General features: G+C 63.3%; 14 protein-coding genes and 1 pseudogene. 2 read left to right on the plus strand and 13 right to left on the minus strand.

Annotated elements, in window-relative coordinates:
* Nucleotides 1-32 precede the first annotated feature (32 nt).
* On the minus strand, nt 33-443 hold the full coding sequence (locus tag FJV80_RS05610; RefSeq protein ID WP_142875782.1) for a helix-turn-helix domain-containing protein: 411 nt from the start codon (nt 441-443) through the stop codon (nt 33-35).
* A 136-nt stretch (nt 444-579) separates the two neighbouring features.
* On the opposite strand from FJV80_RS05610, the gene FJV80_RS05615 reads away from it, so the two are divergent.
* Complete coding sequence (locus FJV80_RS05615; protein WP_142875784.1) at nt 580-1473, plus strand: SDR family oxidoreductase; 894 nt, start codon at nt 580-582, stop codon at nt 1471-1473.
* A gap of 34 nt (nt 1474-1507) precedes the next feature.
* Here the strand turns inward: FJV80_RS05615 and FJV80_RS05620 are convergent.
* From FJV80_RS05620 to FJV80_RS05630, 3 genes and pseudogenes are all read right to left on the minus strand, one after another.
* A pseudogene (locus tag FJV80_RS05620) lies at nt 1508-2532 on the minus strand (aldehyde reductase).
* 41 nt (nt 2533-2573) lie between these two features.
* Complete coding sequence (locus FJV80_RS05625) at nt 2574-4493, minus strand: potassium transporter Kup (RefSeq protein ID WP_095773054.1); 1920 nt, start codon at nt 4491-4493, stop codon at nt 2574-2576.
* 100 nt (nt 4494-4593) lie between these two features.
* A complete protein-coding gene (locus tag FJV80_RS05630; protein WP_142875785.1) occupies nt 4594-5337 on the minus strand; it encodes a pyridoxine 5'-phosphate synthase in 744 nt (247 codons plus the stop codon).
* 160 nt (nt 5338-5497) lie between these two features.
* On the opposite strand from FJV80_RS05630, the gene FJV80_RS05635 reads away from it, so the two are divergent.
* Entirely contained in the window at nt 5498-5917 is a 420-nt protein-coding gene (locus tag FJV80_RS05635; protein ID WP_095773056.1) for an STAS/SEC14 domain-containing protein, read from the plus strand.
* A gap of 2 nt (nt 5918-5919) precedes the next feature.
* Here FJV80_RS05635 and FJV80_RS05640 read toward each other — a convergent pair whose 3' ends face one another.
* The 9 genes from FJV80_RS05640 to FJV80_RS05680 all read right to left on the minus strand — a co-directional run bounded on the left by FJV80_RS05640 (nt 5920) and on the right by FJV80_RS05680 (nt 16656).
* Nucleotides 5920-7047, minus strand: a complete 1128-nt coding sequence (locus FJV80_RS05640; RefSeq protein WP_142875787.1) for an ATP-dependent RecD-like DNA helicase — start codon at nt 7045-7047, stop codon at nt 5920-5922.
* A gap of 135 nt (nt 7048-7182) precedes the next feature.
* Nucleotides 7183-7527: a nitrile hydratase accessory protein gene (locus FJV80_RS05645; RefSeq protein WP_142875788.1), complete on the minus strand. Its 345-nt coding sequence runs from the start codon at nt 7525-7527 to the stop codon at nt 7183-7185.
* Nucleotides 7514-8173, minus strand: coding sequence for a nitrile hydratase subunit beta (gene nthB / locus FJV80_RS05650; protein WP_142875790.1), 660 nt, complete (start codon nt 8171-8173; stop codon nt 7514-7516). The genes FJV80_RS05645 and nthB overlap by 14 nt, the downstream gene beginning before the upstream one ends.
* Nucleotides 8170-8787, minus strand: coding sequence for a nitrile hydratase subunit alpha (nthA, locus tag FJV80_RS05655; protein WP_142875792.1), 618 nt, complete (start codon nt 8785-8787; stop codon nt 8170-8172). The genes nthB and nthA overlap by 4 nt, the downstream gene beginning before the upstream one ends.
* A gap of 78 nt (nt 8788-8865) precedes the next feature.
* Nucleotides 8866-12027, minus strand: coding sequence for an efflux RND transporter permease subunit (locus tag FJV80_RS05660; protein ID WP_142875793.1), 3162 nt, complete (start codon nt 12025-12027; stop codon nt 8866-8868).
* Nucleotides 12024-13286, minus strand: a complete 1263-nt coding sequence (locus FJV80_RS05665) for an efflux RND transporter periplasmic adaptor subunit (protein ID WP_142875795.1) — start codon at nt 13284-13286, stop codon at nt 12024-12026. Before FJV80_RS05665 ends, FJV80_RS05660 begins: the two co-directional genes overlap by 4 nt.
* A gap of 214 nt (nt 13287-13500) precedes the next feature.
* Nucleotides 13501-14097 (minus strand): LysE family translocator, encoded by a 597-nt coding sequence (locus FJV80_RS05670; protein ID WP_142875797.1) that lies wholly within the window; start codon nt 14095-14097, stop codon nt 13501-13503.
* A 123-nt stretch (nt 14098-14220) separates the two neighbouring features.
* On the minus strand, nt 14221-14796 hold the full coding sequence (ilvN, locus tag FJV80_RS05675; protein WP_013894763.1) for an acetolactate synthase small subunit: 576 nt from the start codon (nt 14794-14796) through the stop codon (nt 14221-14223).
* A gap of 78 nt (nt 14797-14874) precedes the next feature.
* Complete coding sequence (locus FJV80_RS05680; RefSeq protein WP_095787806.1) at nt 14875-16656, minus strand: acetolactate synthase 3 large subunit; 1782 nt, start codon at nt 16654-16656, stop codon at nt 14875-14877.
* Between the last annotated feature and the right edge of the window lie 397 nt (nt 16657-17053).

Below are 17053 nucleotides of genomic sequence, written 5' to 3' on the forward strand. Positions count from 1 at the left end.
TCAAGTCGCGCCGCCGAACGCCGTCGCGCTGCTCAAGCCTGCGCTGCGTCGAAACCGGCGCGCGCCTCACGCACCGCATCGTGGTTGAGTTCGGCCCATTGGATCAGGTGATGCACGGCGCCGAACATCGAGCGTCCGAGGTCGGTGAGGCTGTATTCGACGCTGGGCGGCTTGGTCGGGAACACTTCGCGATGCACATAGCCGTCGCGCTGCAGGTCGTGGAGCGTCTGGGTCAGCATGCGCTGCGAGATGTCGGGCACCAGCCGCCGCAATTCGCCGAAGCGATACGGCTGTTCGGCGAGCGCCGCCATCAGCAACGAGCTCCATTTGCCATTGAGCCCCTGGATGACCTCGCGGACCGGACAATCGGCAAGGTTTCCGCCACCGGTCATGGCTTTGTAGACGTCGAGTTTGGACCTCAGATTGACGATCCGGCTGTCCATGGCTGGTTCCTTGCGTGTGCCTACCTCCCGAAAAACTGCCTTCTTTACGGCACCGGGTCAATTCCTATTTTAGTGCTGGTCTCTTTTTGAGACCATTAAGAGCACCCGCCATGCTGGCGCAAAATCAGGATCTCCCATGACCGAAACCCTTCTCGTCACCGGCGCTTCCGGCCAGCTCGGCCGCAGCGTCATCCGCTATCTCCTGGACACGCACAAAGTTCCGCCGGGAAAGATCATCGCCACCACCCGCAACCCGGAAAGCGTCGCCGATCTGGCGGCGCGTGGCGTCGTTGTCCAGGCCGCCGACTTCAACGATGCGACCTCGCTGGAAAACGCATTCAAGGGCGCCGACAGGGTGCTGATCATTTCGACCAGCGATCTCGATCTCAAAACCGGCAGGCGTCTGAAGCAGCATGAGGCGGCGGTGGCGGCTGCGAAGAAAGCAGGCGTTTCGCATCTGCTCTACACCTCGATGCCCAATCCGGAGCCGGTTTCGCCAGTGCTGTTTGCCGGCGACCACTACGGCACCGAGCAGGCGATCAAGGCCAGCGGTATCGCCTATACGATCTTCCGCAACGGCTGGTACCAGGAGAACCTGTTCATGGCACTGCCGAACGCCATTGCCTCGGGGCAGTGGTATACGTCCGCCGGCGACGGCCGCATCGCCCATGGTGCACGCGACGACATGGCCGCGGCCATCGCCGCTAGCCTCTCCTCCGGTTCGGCCGACAGCAAGACCTACACGCTAACCGGGCCGCAGGCCTATACGACAGCCGAAATCGCCGCCCTGGTGAGCGAAGTCACCGGCAAGCCGCTGAACGTCATTCAGCTGCCCGACGAGGCCCTGACCGAAGGCGTGAAGGCGGCCGGCGTCCCCGAGGAGTTCGCTCGCGTCATCGTGTCTTTCGACGCCAACACGCGGTCCGGCCGCATCGCCATGGCAACGGACGCGGTCGAAACGCTTTCCGGCAGGAAGCCGCGAACGCTGAAACAGTTCCTCGAAGCCAACAAGGCCGCACTGGCTGGTTGAAAGGTGCGCGGCGGGAGGTCTCCCTTCCGCCGCGCTACGTCTTGAGCAGGCCGAGCCGGATCAGACTCTCGCCGGTGGCGGCCAGCGCGTCTTCACGCGAGCGCGGCGCCCAGCCGAGCACATGTACCGCCTTGGCGTTGGTGGTATTCTTGACCTTGCCCAGTTTCGTCACCAGCTGCGCGGCTTCAGGGTTGAACAGTCCCACGATCCGCACCAGCCAATCGGGAAGTTCCCGGGTCTTGACGCGCGCCGCCGCCTCGCCGAGCCGCGTCTTCAAGGTCTGCGCGATTTCCCGCACAGTCATGAAATCACCCGATACCGCCAGGAAGCGCTTGCCTTCGGCGGTTGGATCGGCCATGGCGCGCACGTGCAGGTCAGCCACGTCGCGTGCGTCGACCACGCCGAAGGACAGGCGCGGCAGCCCCGGCATTGCACCGTTCATCATGCGCTGGACGAATTCGGTGGAGGTCGAATGGTCGGAGCCGAGCACAGGCCCGAAGATGCCGACCGGATTGACGACCGCCAATTCCAGCCCGCCGCCTTCGGCGGCAATGAAATCCCAGGCTGCGCGCTCGGCAAGCGTCTTCGACTTCACATAGGCGCTGACCTTGGCCGTCGGATCGGTCCAGCTTTCCTCGGTAAAGGGCCGGCCGTCGGGCGGCATCTTGCCGTTGCCGATGGTCGCGAAGGACGAGGTCAGCACGACCGTTTGACACCAGCGTCCCGCGCCGCCCGCAGCGCCCCCTCGCGAGCCGGGATGATCAGGTCATCCTCGTGCTTCGGCACGCCGGGTGGAAATGGCGAGGCGACATGCAGCGCATAATCACAGCCTGCGACCGCTTGCGGCCAGCCGGCGTCGATCATGAGGTCGGCGACGGCAAAGGACAGCCGACCGCCCGGTTCGGCACCGCCAGCCTTGAGCATGGCCAGAACATCGGTTTCACGCCTGGCGGAGCGCACTGTCGTGCGCACGCGGTAGCCCGCATCCAGCAGGGCAAGGACACAGTGGGCGCCGAGGAAGCCCGATCCGCCGGTGACAAGCACCACTTCACCGCTCATGCCCGCCTCCGCACCTTTTCAGGTAAAGGCGATCGAGCTCGTCAGATCGCCACCTGTGTGCCGATCTCTACCACGCGCCCGGTCGGGATCTGGAAATATTCGGTCGCGTCCGCCGCCGTGCGCGCCAGGCCGATGAAGAGGCGGTCCTGCCACACCGGCATGCCGGAATTGGGCGAGGCCTTGAGCGAGCGCCGCGACAGGAAGAACGACGTCGTCATGATGTCGAACTTCCAGCCCTGCTTGCGGCAGATTGCCAGCGCGCGCGGAATGTTGGGCTGTTCCATATAGCCGAAGGTCAGCGTCACCCGCATGAACAGCTCGTTGACCGTCTCCATCTTGACCCGGTCGCTGTCGGACACCACCGGCTGCGGCGCCGTCACCACCGAAAGGATGACGTTCTGCTCATGCAGCACCTTGTAGTGCTTGAGGCTGTGCATCAGCGCTGTCGGCGCGCTGAGCGGATCGCTGGTCAGGAACACCGCGGTGCCGGACACCAGCTGCGGCTTCTTCTTCAAGAGATTGCCGGCGAGGAAATCGAGCGGAATCTCGTTGCGGCGGGTCTTGTCGAACAGATAGCGGCTGCCGCGCACCCAGGTCCACATGGCCATGATGATCGCGAAAGCTACCGCCAGCGAGGCCCAGCCGCCCTCGAACACCTTGACGATGTTGGAGGCAAAGAAGCCGATGTCGATCAGGCCGAACAGCGCCGTCAGCGCAATTGCCGGCCAGAGATTCCACTTCCAGATGCGCGTCATGATGACGAAGAGCAGCGTGGTCGTCACCAGCATGTTGCCGGTGACCGATATGCCATAGGCCGAGGCCAGCCTGCTGGACTCGCCGAAGCCGACCACCAGCAGCATCACCGCCAGCGCCAGCAGAAGGTTAACGCGCGGCATGTAGATCTGGCCGGACTGTTTTTCCGAGGTGTGCAGGATTTCCAGGCGCGGCAGCATGTTGAGCTGCACCGCCTGCCTGGTCAGTGAGAAAGCGCCTGAAATCACCGCCTGGCTGGCGATCACCGTCGCCGCTGTTGCCAGCACGACCATCGGGATCAGGGTCCAGCCCTCGTTCATTTCGAAGAACGGATGGCCGACGACGCCGCCATTCGCCAGCACGAAAGCGCCCTGTCCGGCATAGTTGAGCAGCAGGCAAGGGAACACGATCGCCAGCCAGGCCAGCACGATCGGCTTGCGGCCGAAATGGCCGAGATCGGCGTAGAGCGCCTCGGCGCCGGTGACGGCGAGGAAGACCGCGCCGATCGTCACGAAGGAAACGTCGGGCGAATTGATCAGGAAGGCAACGATATAGTGCGGGCTGATCGCCCACAGGATTTCCGGGTCGGCGATGATGTGGTTAAGGCCGGAAAGGCCAATGGCCAGGAACCAGACCGCGGTGATCGGACCGAAGACCAGCCCCACGCCGCCGGTGCCGAAGCGCTGCACCGCGAACAGCATTGCGAGAATGACCAGCGTCAGCGGCACGACATAAGGCTGGAAAGCGGGCGTGACGACATTCATGCCCTCGACTGCCGACAACACCGAAATCGCTGGCGTGATGACGGCGTCGCCGAAAAACAGCGAGGCGCCGACGATGCCGATGCCGAGAATCAGTGCCGAGCGCTTCGGGAAACTGCCGCGCGCCAGCGCCATCAGCGACAGCACCCCACCCTCGCCGCGGTTGTCGGCGCGCAGCACGAACATGATGTATTTCACTGTCACCGTAATCGTCAGCGACCAGATGATCAGCGACAGCACGCCGAGAATATCGCCACGGTTGGCAACGTTGCCGCCGGACGAGGCATGCAGAGCTTCGCGTAACGCATAGATCGGGCTGGTGCCGATATCGCCATAGACAACGCCAAGCGCACCCAGCATCAGCACCTTCGTGCTGTGCTGCTCGATTTCGGGATGGCTCGATTGGTCGACGGGTTCTGCCTCACTACCAGCATTGGCAAGGGCCATATACGACACTCCGGTAAACGCGCGGTGCTCTACTCTTGCTGCGATGCAATATCAAGTACCGTCGCGTTATGGCTGCCATGCTTACCGCGCGAGGCTGCCGTCATTTCCACCCGCAAGCCCTGAGGAACCGGCCCACCGTGCCGGCCATGCCATACTCCAACGCGTCGGCTGTCAACCCATGTCCGATCGATACTTCGGCCAATGCCGGAATGCGCTTGGCCAGGGCCGGCAGATTGCCCACCGTCAGATCGTGCCCGGCATTGACCTGCAGACCGGCGGCGAGTGCAGCGTCGGCCGTTTTTCCCAATCGTTCCAGTTCCTTGGCGGCTTTTGCGGAATCGGAATGGTAACTGCCATAAGGGCCGGTATAGAGCTCGATCCGGTCGGCGCCGGTATCGCGCGCGGCTGTCATGCCGGCGGAATCGGCGTCGGAAAACAGCGAAACCCGGAAGCCGCCCTTCTTCAGGCGCCTGACGATAGGCGTCAGCAACGCCGCATCGGCGACGAAGTTCCAGCCATGGTCGGAGGTCGCCTGCGCCGGATCATCGGGAACCAGCGTCACCTGTTCGGGCTGATGCTTTTCCACAAGCGTCAGGAAATCCTCGCTCGGGTAGCCCTCGATGTTGAATTCCGCCTGCGGAAACTCATCGTCGATCAGCGCCCGGATCTCGGGCAGGTCGGAATGCCGCGTATGACGCTCGTCGGGACGCGGATGCACGGTCAGCCCATGCGCCCCGGCGGCAAGCGCAAGCCGGCCGATGCCGGTGACACTGGGCCATGGCAGGTCGCGCCGGTTGCGCAGCATGGCGATGGCGTTGAGGTTGACGGAAAGCTTTGCGGGCATGTCTGGTGTCCGTGAAATCAGGCGGTTAGCACGCGCCACACCTATCCATTCAGCCGCAGCGCGCTTGAGACTGGGCATCTATAGCGCCTTTGACGGGAACAGATAGGGGTTTCCGGTGTTCCAGAAGACGGACGCCGTTTTTGCGCAAGGAGGCCCATTCGTGAATTTCCTGCAATCCGTGCCGACGATCCGTCGCATCGACACCGATCGCGACGACCTGTTCGCCATCGACGTGGTCGGTCATGTCTCGGCGGCCGATGCGGAAAACCTGTTCGGTCTGCTGGAGGCGGCCTACGCGCTGCATCAGCGAATCGACGTGGCCGTGCGCATCGTCGATCACGACGGCGTCGACTGGACCGACATATCCGACGAGACCCTGAAGCAGGGCACCATCCATGCGCTGGAGCATATAGGTCGCTGCGCGGCGATCGGCACGCCGGACTGGACACCGGACGCGCGACACGCTTTGCCCGCATCGTCGCCCATCGAATTCAGGCATTTCAAGGCCGAGGACGAAGAAGAGGCCTGGGAATGGCTTGGGGTCCGGCGGGTCGGCGTACGAGAGAAGCCGGCGTCGTAACTCTATCGGACAATGGTCAATCGTTCGGCCGCGCGGGTGATCGCGGTATAGAGCCAGCGCTGGCGCGTTTCCTTGAAGGCCCAGCTTTCGTCGAACAGCACGATTTCGTTCCACTGCGAGCCCTGCGCCTTGTGCACGGTCAGCGCATAGCCATAGTCGAAATCATCAAAACGCTTCTTCTGCTGCCAGGGGATATCGGCGTCGGGATCCTCGAACGCCGCCTTGAGCAGCTTGATCTTGGCGACGCCGCGGTCCGGATCGTCCTCTTCCGGCGAAACCAGGAGGTTGATGCCGGGCTTCACTGTCTCGCGCGACGAGGTCATAACTTTCCACAGCGAGCCGTTGAGCAGGCCCTTGGCCGGGTCGTTGCGCAGGCAGACCAGCTTGTCGCCGGCCTGGGGATAGTCGGCGTTGAAGCCCTTGAGTTCGCGCAGGCGCTGATTGTAGCGGCGGCGCGTGCGATTGGTGCCGACCAGCACCTGGTCCGCCTTCAGCACCAGTTCCTGGGTGACGTCTTCCTTGCCGATCACCTGCGCCGTGCCATAGTCGCCGCGCATGAATTCGCGGCCTTCGCGCACGTCGAGCGCCAGCCGCAGGATCGGATTGTCGCGCGCCTGCCGGTGGATTTCGGTGAGCAGGACGTCGGGCTCGTGATCGGTGAAGAAGCCGCCGCCCGAGATCGGCGGCAACTGGCCGGGATCGCCCAGCACCAGGATCGGTGTGCCGAAACTCATCAGGTCGCGGCCGAGTTGCTCATCGACCATCGAACATTCGTCGATGACGACCAGTTTCGCACGCGAGATCGGGCTCTGCCGGTTGAGCGAAAAGGTCGGCGACATCGATGTCTTGCCGGTCACCTCGTCTTCCACCGATTCCTCGCCCTTGGGCCTGTAGATCAGCGAATGGATGGTGCGGGCGTTGACCGCCCCCTTGGAGCGCAGCACCTGGGCGGCCTTGCCGGTGAAGGCGGCGAACTGCACCTGACCGTCGACATGTTCGGCGAAATAGCGTGCCAGCGTCGTCTTGCCGGTGCCGGCATAGCCGAACAGCCTGAACAACTGCGGCTTGCCGGCCTGCAGCCAGCGGGCGACCGCTTGCAGCGCCTCATCCTGTTGGGGAGAAAATTCCATCTGATCGTGTGACCGGATTCGCAAGGGAAAGACAAGATAGGCGCCACCATCGATACAAACGGCGGCTAACTCCCACACGCAGACTATCAGGCGCAACCAAGAACGTAAAGGGAACAAACGTCGTTCCGCCCGTGATCATTGCGCGGCGTGCGGATCGTTCTCCAGCAGGATCGGCTTGCCGTGCGGCGTGGCATGAGCCGCGCGCCCCCAGGCCTGCGCCATCGCATCGACATCGGATTTGGCGGCCAGCCCCTTTGAGGCAAGCAGGCTTTCCAGCGCCGCGAGCCAATGTTCGTAATAGTCATGGCCGTCGCTTGCAGCGCCCGGCTTCTTGACCTCGGCGGACAGGGCCTCCGCCCATTCGCTCCACGAAAACAAGCCCTTGTCGTGCAGTGCCACCGTCATCGCAAAGGCTTCAGCCTGCCATGGTTCTGAAAATACCGGTTCGTCGAACGGCAAGGTGCCTTCATGCCGGCTCAAGATAGCTCTCCCAGGCATCGATCGAAACGGTCAGCGTCGGATCGGCGCCCTCGCCCCAGATCTCCTTACCTTCGAAAACCACCGTATAGACCCATTGCGGGTTTTCGCCTTGCCCATGCGCGTTGCTGTCGGGAAAGACGAAGCCCTCGCGCACCGCCTCGATCTTGCCTTGCCTGCCACGCGCATAGCGCGGCAGCCTTGTGTGGCCGGTCGGGTTGAAATTCTTCGCCCGCACGGCGTCGCCGGCCTTGAACCGCGCCGGCTCCGCCATCGGCCGGTTGCAGGGACCGCCCTTGGCCAGCACGGCAGGCACATTTTCCGCCTTCAGCACCCGTTTCGGGGTCGCCGCCGCATCGATCGCTTCGCCTGCCTCGAGATCGCGCTCGCTGACGAAACCATGGCGCTTGAGCAGCGTTTCCAGCGCCTTGATCCAGATCTGGTAATAGCTGGAGGAATAATAGTCGGCCGGATGCAGCGATTCCCGCGCATGCCGGCTCTCGTCGATGGTCCAGGCGCCCATGGCGCCGGCGCACAGCGTGACGCCGAGCGCCCGCCTCTCCCATTCGGCGTGGAAATAGGGCTCGTCCTTTTCGGGCGCGACCGGCCCGAACCCCATTTGTCCGCCGAGATCCTGCGGCCCGTTCATGCCGGCGCCCCCTCCGGTGCTTTGGCCAGCGCGGTGCCGATCATCGCATCGCGGCTCACCAGTGCGGCCAGCCGTTCCTCGCTCCAGCCTTCGGTACCCTTGGGGCGCATCGGCACGACGAGATAACGCAGTTCCGCCGTCGAATCCCAGACGCGTATCCTGGTGGTGGCCGACAGCGCCAGCCCGAATTCCTCGAGCACGCCGCGCGGATCGATCACCGCGCGCGACCGATAGGGCGGCGCCTTGTACCAGACCGGCGGCAAGCCAAGAACCGACCATGGATAGCAGGAGCACAGCGTGCAGACGACGAGGTTGTGCGTCTCCTCGGTGTTGAACACCGCCTGCATGTGCTCGCCCTGGCGGCCGGTATAGCTCAACGATTCGATCGCCGCCGTCGCATCGCGCTTGAGCCAATCCGCATAGGCAGGATCGCTCCAGGCCTTTGCCACCACCCTGGCGCCGTTGCGCGGGCCGATCTTGGTCTCGTAGGTATCGACGATGACGTCGATCGCCGCCGGATCGATCAGCCCCTTGCGGGTCAGGATGGTCTCCAGCGCCCGCACGCGGGCGGCAAAAGGATCGAGCTCGTTGTCGTGGTCATGATCATGGGACATGGCCGCAAATTACGGTCGCGAGCCGCCGGTCGCAAGCATGACGACTTGGGCCAGCGGAAATCAGCGCCTGCTGGCCGGCTATTCGGCCGCCGTCTTCTGCGGCTCGGCCGGGATGTCGTCGTTGATGCCGAACAGCGAGGGCTGTTCGGCATTCCCGACCGCGGGCAACTCGGCCTTGCGCTTCGGCATGAGCCCGGCGAGCCAGCCCGAGAAATTCTCCATGTAGACGTAGATCACCGGTGTCACGAACAGGGTGAGCGCTTGCGAGGCCAGCAGGCCGCCGACAACGGCAACGCCCAGCGGCTGGCGCAGTTCGGCGCTGGCGCCGGTACCGAGCGCGATCGGGAACGTGCCCATCAGCGCCGCAAGCGTCGTCATCATGATCGGCCTGAAACGCATCAGGCAGGCCTTGTGAATGGAGTCCTTGGCCGACATGCCCTCTCGTCGCAATTCAAGCGCGACGTCGACCATCATGATGCCGTTCTTCTTGACGATGCCGATCAGCATCAGAATGCCGATCACCGCGATAACCGACAGATCCATGCCGGCGAAGCGCAAGGCAACGACCGCGCCCAGCACCGCCGACGGCAGGCCGGTGAGGATGGTGAGCGGATGGATGAAGCTCTCATACAGGATGCCGAGCACGATATAGATCGTCAGGATGGCGCCGCCGATGAGCAGGCCCTGATTGGCAAGCGAATCCTGGAAGGTCTTGGCGGTGCCGGCGAAGGACGTCGAGATCGCCGTCGGCATGCCGATCTGCTCCTTCAGCGCGCTGATGCGAGCCGTGCTGTCGCCAAGCGCCACGCCTTGCGGCAGATTGTAGGAGATGGTCACGGCCGGAAGCTGGCCGAGCTGGTTGACCGTCAGGGCGCCCGCCGTGCGATCGACGCGGGCGAAGGCGCCAAGCGGAACCAGGCTGCCGCTTGCCGTCCGCATCTGGATGGCGAGCATCCGCTCGGGCGACCATTCGATCTTGGGATCGAGCTCGGTGATGACTTCGTAGCTGTCGGCCGAACCGAAGATCGTCGAAACCTGGTCGGTGCCGAAGCCGCCATAGAGGGCGGAGCGCAGCGTGTCGGTATCGATGCCAAGCTGGGCGGCCTTGTCGCGATCGACGACCAGCGATGCCTGCAGCGCATTGTTCTGCAGGTCGCTGGTGACGTCGGTGAAGGTCGCATGGTCGGCCGCCATTGCGTCATTCAGTTTCTGCGCCCAGATATCGGTCTGGACGGTATCGAGGCCTTGGACCACCAACTGGTAGGCGCTAGCGGACGACCGCGAACCCAATCTTAGGTTCTGCACTGGCTGCATGTAGGTTTCGATACCCGCCACGCCGGCCAGCTGCTTGCGCAGATCCGCCTGTACCTTCTCGATGTTGGGTCGCTGGCTCTTGTCCTTCAACTGCACATAGAGCTGGCCCTGGTTCAATGCATTGTTGCCGCTGCCTGCCGACCAGGCCACATGCGATACATAGGGCGAATGGGAAAAGACGCTTGCCACCTGGCCCTGCAGCTTTGCCATGGCGTCAAAGGAAATGTCCTGACGCGCGATGGTGGTCACCGAGATCTGGCCGATATCCTCTTGCGGGAAGAAGCCCTTTGGCGAAATCTCGATCAGCCATACCGACGCTGCCGCGGTGCCGATGAAGACGAGGAACACCAGGAAAGTCTGGCGCAGGCAAAAGCTCAGGACCCGGTCGTAGCCGCGCGTGACGAGGTCCCGCTTGTGGCCAGGGGCGTGTGCTTCGCGATCGGCCTTGGTGACCGACAAGAGCCGCGAGCACAGCATCGGCGTCAGCGTCAGCGACACGAACATCGATGCCAGGATGGCGACCGTCACGACCACGGCGAACTCGTTGAAGATGCGCCCGATGACACCGCCCATCAGAAGCACGGGGATGAACACGGCCACCAGCGAGATCGAGATCGAGATGATGGTGAAGCCGATTTCGCGCGCGCCCTTCAACGACGCGTCGAAGGCCGACAACCCATCCTCCTCCATGTGGCGGAAGATGTTTTCCAGCATGACGATGGCGTCGTCGACGACGAGGCCCACCGCCAGCGTCAGACCCATCAGCGATATGTTGTCGATGGAAAAGCCGAACAGGAACATCGCAGCCAGCGTGGCAATCAGCGAGATCGGCACCGCCACGGCCGGGATGATGGTCGCCGTCACCCGGCGCAGGAACACGAAGATCACCATCACCACCAGGGCGATGGTCAACAGCAGCGTGAACTGCACGTCGTCGACTGCCTGGCGGATCGAGGTCGAGCGGTCGTTGAGCAGCTTGATCTGGGCAGCGGCCGGCATCTGGTCCTGGAAGGACGGCAGCATCGCCTTGACCTTGTCCACGACGTCGACAGTGTTGGCATCGGGCTGGCGCTGCACGGCCATGATGATCGCGCGCGTGCCGTCATACCAGCTCGCCGTCGTCGTGGTCTGCACCGAATCGACGACGCGGGTCACCTCGCCCAGCCGCACCGGATGGCCGTTCTTAGTGGCGATGATGAGGTTGGAGAACCCCGCGGCGTCGGTCAGCTGGGTGTTTGCGGTGATGGTCAACTGCTGCTTGTTGTTCTGCAGCACGCCGAGCGGCGTATTGCTGTTGGCCGATGCGACCGCCGCCTGCAACTGGTCGATCGAGATGCCGCGCGCGGCAAGCGCTGTCGGATCGATCTGGATGCGCACGGCATATTTCTGCTGGCCGAAGATCGAGACCTGCGCCACGCCGTCGATGGTCGACAGCGACGGCGAGATGACGTTCTCGGCAAAGGCGTCGAGGTCGGTCAGCGGAACCGTGTCGCTAACCAGCGACATCAAAAGGATCGGCGCATCGGCCGGATTGACCTTGCGATAGCTGGGTGGCGACGTCATCTGCGGCGGCAGCGATTTTTGCGTTCGCGCGATCGCGGCCTGCACATCCGCCGCCGCTGCGTCGATATCCCTGTTGAGCACGAACTGGATCGCGATCGAGGTCTGGCCGAGCGAGTTCGTGGTCGAAATGGAATCAATGCCGGCGATGGTCGCGAACTGCTTGATCAGTGGCGTCGCCACCGATGTCGCCATGGTTTCCGGCGAGGCGCCAGGCAGCGAAGCCGAGACGTTGACCACCGGGAATTCGGCGCTGGGCAGTGCGGCCACCGGCAGGAATTTGTAGGCAAACAGTCCGCCCAGCACCAGGGCGAACGACATCAGGAGGGTGGCGACGGGCCTGCGAATACAGAATTCGGAGATCATCGGGCCGCCTCGCCGGCATTGGTTGCCTCAGCCACCTTGGGCGCTGCGGCCGCGGCGCCTTCGTGCACGGCGGCGCCATCCTTCAGCCTGGTCTGGCCTTCCGTGACCACTTTCTCGCCGGCTTTGAGGCCTTGGCTGATGGCACTGTTTTGGCCTTCTGTCAGCGCCACCTGGACCGGCCGCATCTCGACCGTGTTGTCCGGCTTAACCACATAGACGAACGGCCCCTTCTGGCTGGGCTGCACCGCAACGGTGGGAACGGAGGTCATCTGCGGCATCATGCCGGCGTCGAGCACGACATTCACATACTGGCCCGGCCACAGCGAAAGATCCGCGTTCGGTATGCTCGCCCGCGTGGCGATCGTGCCCGAGGCGGTATCGACGCTGGAATCGACGAAATCGAGCGTGCCCTTGCCGATCGGCGTCGGCTCGCCATCCTTGGTCAACGTCACCGCCCCTTGCTGCGGATCGGCAAGCGCCTTGTGCAGCAGCGCAAGGTTGCTTTCCGGCAAGTTGAAGTTGACCTGCAACGGGTCCATCTGGGTGATGGTTACCAGCGGCGTCGAGGTGCTGCTGTTGCCATTGCTGGTGGTCACCAGATCGCCGACGGCAACATTGACCGCACCCAGCCTGCCCGCGATCGGCGCCGCGATGGTGGCAAAGCCAAGCTGGACATTGTCCGCGTCGATCGTCGCCTTGTCGGCGTCGACAGTCGCGGCCGCCGCCTTCTGTGCGGCCACGGCCTGATCATAGGTCTGCTGCGTGCCGGCCTGCTTGGCGACAAGGTCCTTGGCGCGCTGAAAATCGGAATTCGAACTGGCAAGCAGCGCCTGGTCCTTGGCGAGCGTGGCCTGGTCCTTGGCGAGTTGCGCCTTGAGCGCCCGGTCGTCGAGCGAGAACAGGATGTCGCCCGCCTTCACCATCTGCCCGTCCTTGACGTCGATCGACACGATCTGGCTGGAGACCCGCGCGTTGATGCTGACCACGGCGGGCGAAGAGACGAAGCCGATGGCGTAGCGCCGGATCGGGAAGTCGGCCGTGGTCGCCGTCGCCGAAACGATCGAGGCCGAACGGACGCCGCCGCCGGCCCCCTGCTTGCCCCCGGCTGCCTGCTTGTTGGTTGCCGCCTTGTCCGACGCCGCGACCTGCTTTGCGCCGATGAGTTGCTCAATCTTGCCCAGCGTGTCCGGAGACAGATAGAGCCAGCCCGCGCCCGCACAGGCGACGACAAGCAATGAAACAATGACTTTTCCACGCATCGACAAAGGCCTCTCCGTCCGACACGCCGTAGTCTGGTGGTCGTATTCTAGCGCAATCCACGGCTCGTTGCCGCGATTTCGCCGAATAGATAGGACACGCATTTGTTGGAAAAGGGCCAAAACACGGCATTACGAAGATTTAATGTGCACTGCACAATCGGTAGGCAGGCCCGCTATCGCCGCGAGCCGAAGCCCGTCGAACCTTCGGGGAACCCTATTTCAGCATCGGCCAAAGCGTGGCCGCCAAGAGCACGCCCATGGCGATGTTGAACCATTTCAGCCGCACCGGATCCGATAGAAAGCCCCGCAGTGCCGTGCCGAATCCCGCCCAAACCGAAACGCTCGGCAGGTTGACGATGGTGAAGGCGATCGAGATCAACACCACTGACAGGAACGGGTGCTCGGCATTGGCATAGACAGCCATGGCGGTGATCGCCATCACCCAGGCTTTCGGATTGACCCACTGGAATGCGGCCGCATCGATGAAGCGCATGGGCCGCGCTTTCGTGTCACCCTTGCCGGTCAGCGAGCGCGACATGGCGATCTTCCAGGCGAGATAGAGCAGATAGGCGCCCCCGGCGATCTTCAATCCAGTGTGCAGCGCCGGAAACGCCGTCAACACAGCGCCAAGGCCAAGGCCGACGGCAAGCAGCAGCACCAGGAAGCCCATGCTGATGCCAAGCATGTGCGGAACGGTTCTGGTAATGCCGAAATTCACCCCCGATGCCAGCAGCATGAGGTTGTTAGGCCCCGGCGTGATCGAGGTTACGAAGGCATAGACGAGCAGTGCGAGGAATGCGTCGAATGACATGTTATCCCCCCCCCCCGATATGTCAGCATTATTGTCTCTATTTTGCTGGCCGCACAAAGGCCAGCGCCCGGCCACCGATCGAACCAGGCGTTGTAGCGACGGATTCCTTGCGCGGTGGCGTGTCTACATGCCCTGCGGGCCGCGGTTCATGGCCGCCACGCCGGTGCGGCAGATTTCGACCAGGCCAAGCGGCTTCATGATGGCGATGAACTGGTCGAGCTTGGACCCCTTGCCGGTGATCTCGAAGATGAAATGCTCGGTGTTGGCGTCGATGACGCTGGCGCGGAATGCGTCGGCCAGCCGCAGTGCCTCGACCCGGGCCTCGCCGGTGCCGGCAACCTTGACCAGCGCCAGTTCCCGCTCCAGCGGCCGCTCCTGTCCGAATTCGTGCGAGCGCACGGTGAGATCGACCACGCGGTGGACCGGCACGATGCGCTCGAGCTGATGCTTGATCTGCTCCAGCACATGCGGCGTGCCGCGCGTCACGATGGTGATGCGCGACAGGTGCTTTTCGTGCTCGGTCTCGGAAACGGTCAGGCTCTCGATGTTGTAGCCGCGTCCGGAGAACAGGCCGATGACCCGGGCGAGCACGCCCGGCTCGTTGTCGACCAGCACGGAGAGTGTGTGGTTCTCCGGCCGCTCCGTTTCCTTGGCGATGAAATAGGCGGAGCCGGTCGGTTGAAGGTGCTGTGCGTTCATGACATGGATCTCAAATTCTTGGTCTGATTGTTTGCTTGCGCACGGCTTCTTTCGACAAGCCCTGCCTTGGCCCGTCGATTACACCAGCTCCCTGCCCTTGGCGTCGATGGCATTGGCCACGGCCTCGTCGGTGGCCTCGTCCGGCAACAGCATCTCGTTGTGCGCCTTGCCCGACGGGATCATCGGGAAGCAGTTGGCGAGGTTCGCCACGCGGCAGTCGAACAGCACGGGCTTGCGGACCGAGATCATCTCGGTGATGGCGTCGTCCAGTTCGTCCGGCTTCTCGCAACGTATGCCATGGCCGCCATAGGCCTCCGCCAGCTTGACGAAGTCAGGCATCGCCTCGGTGTAGGAATGCGACAGCCGGTTGCCGTGCAAGAGCTGCTGCCATTGCCGCACCATGCCCATATACTGGTTGTTGAGGATGAAGATCTTGATCGGCGCCTTGTACTGCACCGCCGCGCTCATTTCCTGCATCGTCATCTGCACCGAGGCGTCGCCGGCAATGTCGATGACCAGCGCATCGGGATGCGCGATCTGCACGCCGAGCGCCGCCGGCAGGCCATAGCCCATCGTGCCCAAACCGCCTGACGTCATCCAGCGGTTCGGCTTTTCGAAATGATAATGCTGCGCCGCCCACATCTGGTGCTGGCCGACCTCGGTGGTGATGTAGGTGTCCTTGTCCTTGGTCAGTTCGTAGAGCCGCTGGATGGCGTATTGCGGCATGATCACGTCGTTGTTCATCTTGAAGGCGAGTGAATCGCGCGCGCGCCATTTGGCGATCTGCTCCCACCAGGGGTAGAGCGCCTTCTTGTCGGCCTTGGCGGTAGCCCGCCACAGCCGCACCATATCCTCCAGCACCCGGCCGACATCGCCGATGATCGGCACCTCGGTGTGCACGTTCTTGTTGATCGAGGACGGATCGATGTCGATGTGGATCTTCTTCGAGTGCGGCGAGAACGCATTGAGCCGGCCGGTGATGCGGTCGTCGAAGCGCGCGCCGATGCAGATCATCACGTCGCAGTCATGCATGGCCATGTTGGCCTCGTAGGTGCCATGCATGCCGAGCATGCCGACCCAGTTCTTTCCCGACGCCGGATAGGCGCCGAGCCCCATCAGCGTCGAGGTGATCGGGAAACCGGTGAGGTCGACCAGTTCGCGCAGCAAATGGCTCGCTTCCGGACCGGAATTGATCACACCGCCGCCCGAATAGATGATCGGCTTCTTGGCGGTGGCCATCAGTTCGACCGCGGCCTTGATCTTCTCCAGATCGCCCTGGACCTTGGGCTGGTAGCTGGTGCGCGGCGCGATCTGCGGCGGAACATAAAACCCCTTGGCGAACTGCACGTCCTTCGGGATGTCGACCACAACCGGACCGGGACGACCCGTGGTGGCGACGTGGAAAGCCTCATGGATGGTCGCGGCGAGCTCGTTGACGTCCTTCACCAGCCAGTTGTGCTTGGTGCAGGGCCGCGTAATGCCGACCGTATCGCATTCCTGAAACGCGTCGGAGCCGATGAGAGAGGTCGGCACCTGGCCCGTCAGGCAGACCAGCGGGATCGAATCCATCAGCGCATCCTGCAGCGGCGTCACAGCATTGGTGGCGCCGGGGCCTGATGTCACCAGCATGACGCCGGCCTTGCCGGTCGAGCGCGCATAGCCTTCGGCCGCGTGGCCGGCACCTTGCTCGTGCCGCACGAGAATGTGCTCGACCTCGTCCTGCTGGAAGATCTCGTCATAGATCGGGAGAACCGCGCCGCCGGGATAACCGAAGACATGCTTGACGCCATTGTCCTTCAGCGCCTGCACCACCATTTCGGCGCCCGTCATCTCGCGCCGCTCACTCTGTCCGTTGCTCATCGGTCTGGTCCCGTACTGTCGCCGCTTGGGCGTTGCCACTTGGGTGTTGTCGGTCGTTTAGTCGTGTTTCAGGCAATAAAAAAGGCCCCCGAGGGAGCCTGTGTGTTGCGCATGGGAGGTTTTCGCCCGGCGGTTACACCGCCTTGCCCACGCGCCTTCCTACGAGAATGAGTGCCTTTTTCATGGTCGCGGACACTACGGGCCGGCAAGGCGCCCTGTCAACGGCAAAAATCTCAACGGCAAAAATCGCGCCGGCGATCAAGGCGCTTTCCAATTCGACAAATGGCCCGTCACGATTTCGCGATGGGCGCCGCATCGTGCCGACACCGCCACCATCGCCCTTCGCAAGAGCGCTCCAATCCGGCTCGGAAACCGCTCTCTCCAGATAAGTCCTTGA

Origin of the sequence: Mesorhizobium sp. WSM4310, assembly GCF_007003935.1 — a bacterium.
GTDB lineage: Bacteria > Pseudomonadota > Alphaproteobacteria > Rhizobiales > Rhizobiaceae > Mesorhizobium.

What these genes read in the sequence shown, in the direction of transcription:
- FJV80_RS05610 (WP_142875782.1), bottom strand. Translation starts at nt 443, where the DNA reads ATGGACAGCCGGATCGTCAATCTGAGGTCCAAACTCGACGTCTACAAA.
- FJV80_RS05615 (WP_142875784.1), top strand. Translation starts at nt 580, where the DNA reads ATGACCGAAACCCTTCTCGTCACCGGCGCTTCCGGCCAGCTCGGCCGC.
- FJV80_RS05625 (WP_095773054.1), bottom strand. Translation starts at nt 4,493, where the DNA reads ATGGCCCTTGCCAATGCTGGTAGTGAGGCAGAACCCGTCGACCAATCG.
- FJV80_RS05630 (WP_142875785.1), bottom strand. Translation starts at nt 5,337, where the DNA reads ATGCCCGCAAAGCTTTCCGTCAACCTCAACGCCATCGCCATGCTGCGC.
- FJV80_RS05640 (WP_142875787.1), bottom strand. Translation starts at nt 7,047, where the DNA reads ATGGAATTTTCTCCCCAACAGGATGAGGCGCTGCAAGCGGTCGCCCGC.
- nthB (WP_142875790.1), bottom strand. Translation starts at nt 8,173, where the DNA reads ATGAACGGGCCGCAGGATCTCGGCGGACAAATGGGGTTCGGGCCGGTC.
- nthA (WP_142875792.1), bottom strand. Translation starts at nt 8,787, where the DNA reads ATGTCCCATGATCATGACCACGACAACGAGCTCGATCCTTTTGCCGCC.
- FJV80_RS05660 (WP_142875793.1), bottom strand. Translation starts at nt 12,027, where the DNA reads ATGATCTCCGAATTCTGTATTCGCAGGCCCGTCGCCACCCTCCTGATG.
- FJV80_RS05665 (WP_142875795.1), bottom strand. Translation starts at nt 13,286, where the DNA reads ATGCGTGGAAAAGTCATTGTTTCATTGCTTGTCGTCGCCTGTGCGGGC.
- FJV80_RS05670 (WP_142875797.1), bottom strand. Translation starts at nt 14,097, where the DNA reads ATGTCATTCGACGCATTCCTCGCACTGCTCGTCTATGCCTTCGTAACC.
- ilvN (WP_013894763.1), bottom strand. Translation starts at nt 14,796, where the DNA reads ATGAACGCACAGCACCTTCAACCGACCGGCTCCGCCTATTTCATCGCC.
- FJV80_RS05680 (WP_095787806.1), bottom strand. Translation starts at nt 16,656, where the DNA reads ATGAGCAACGGACAGAGTGAGCGGCGCGAGATGACGGGCGCCGAAATG.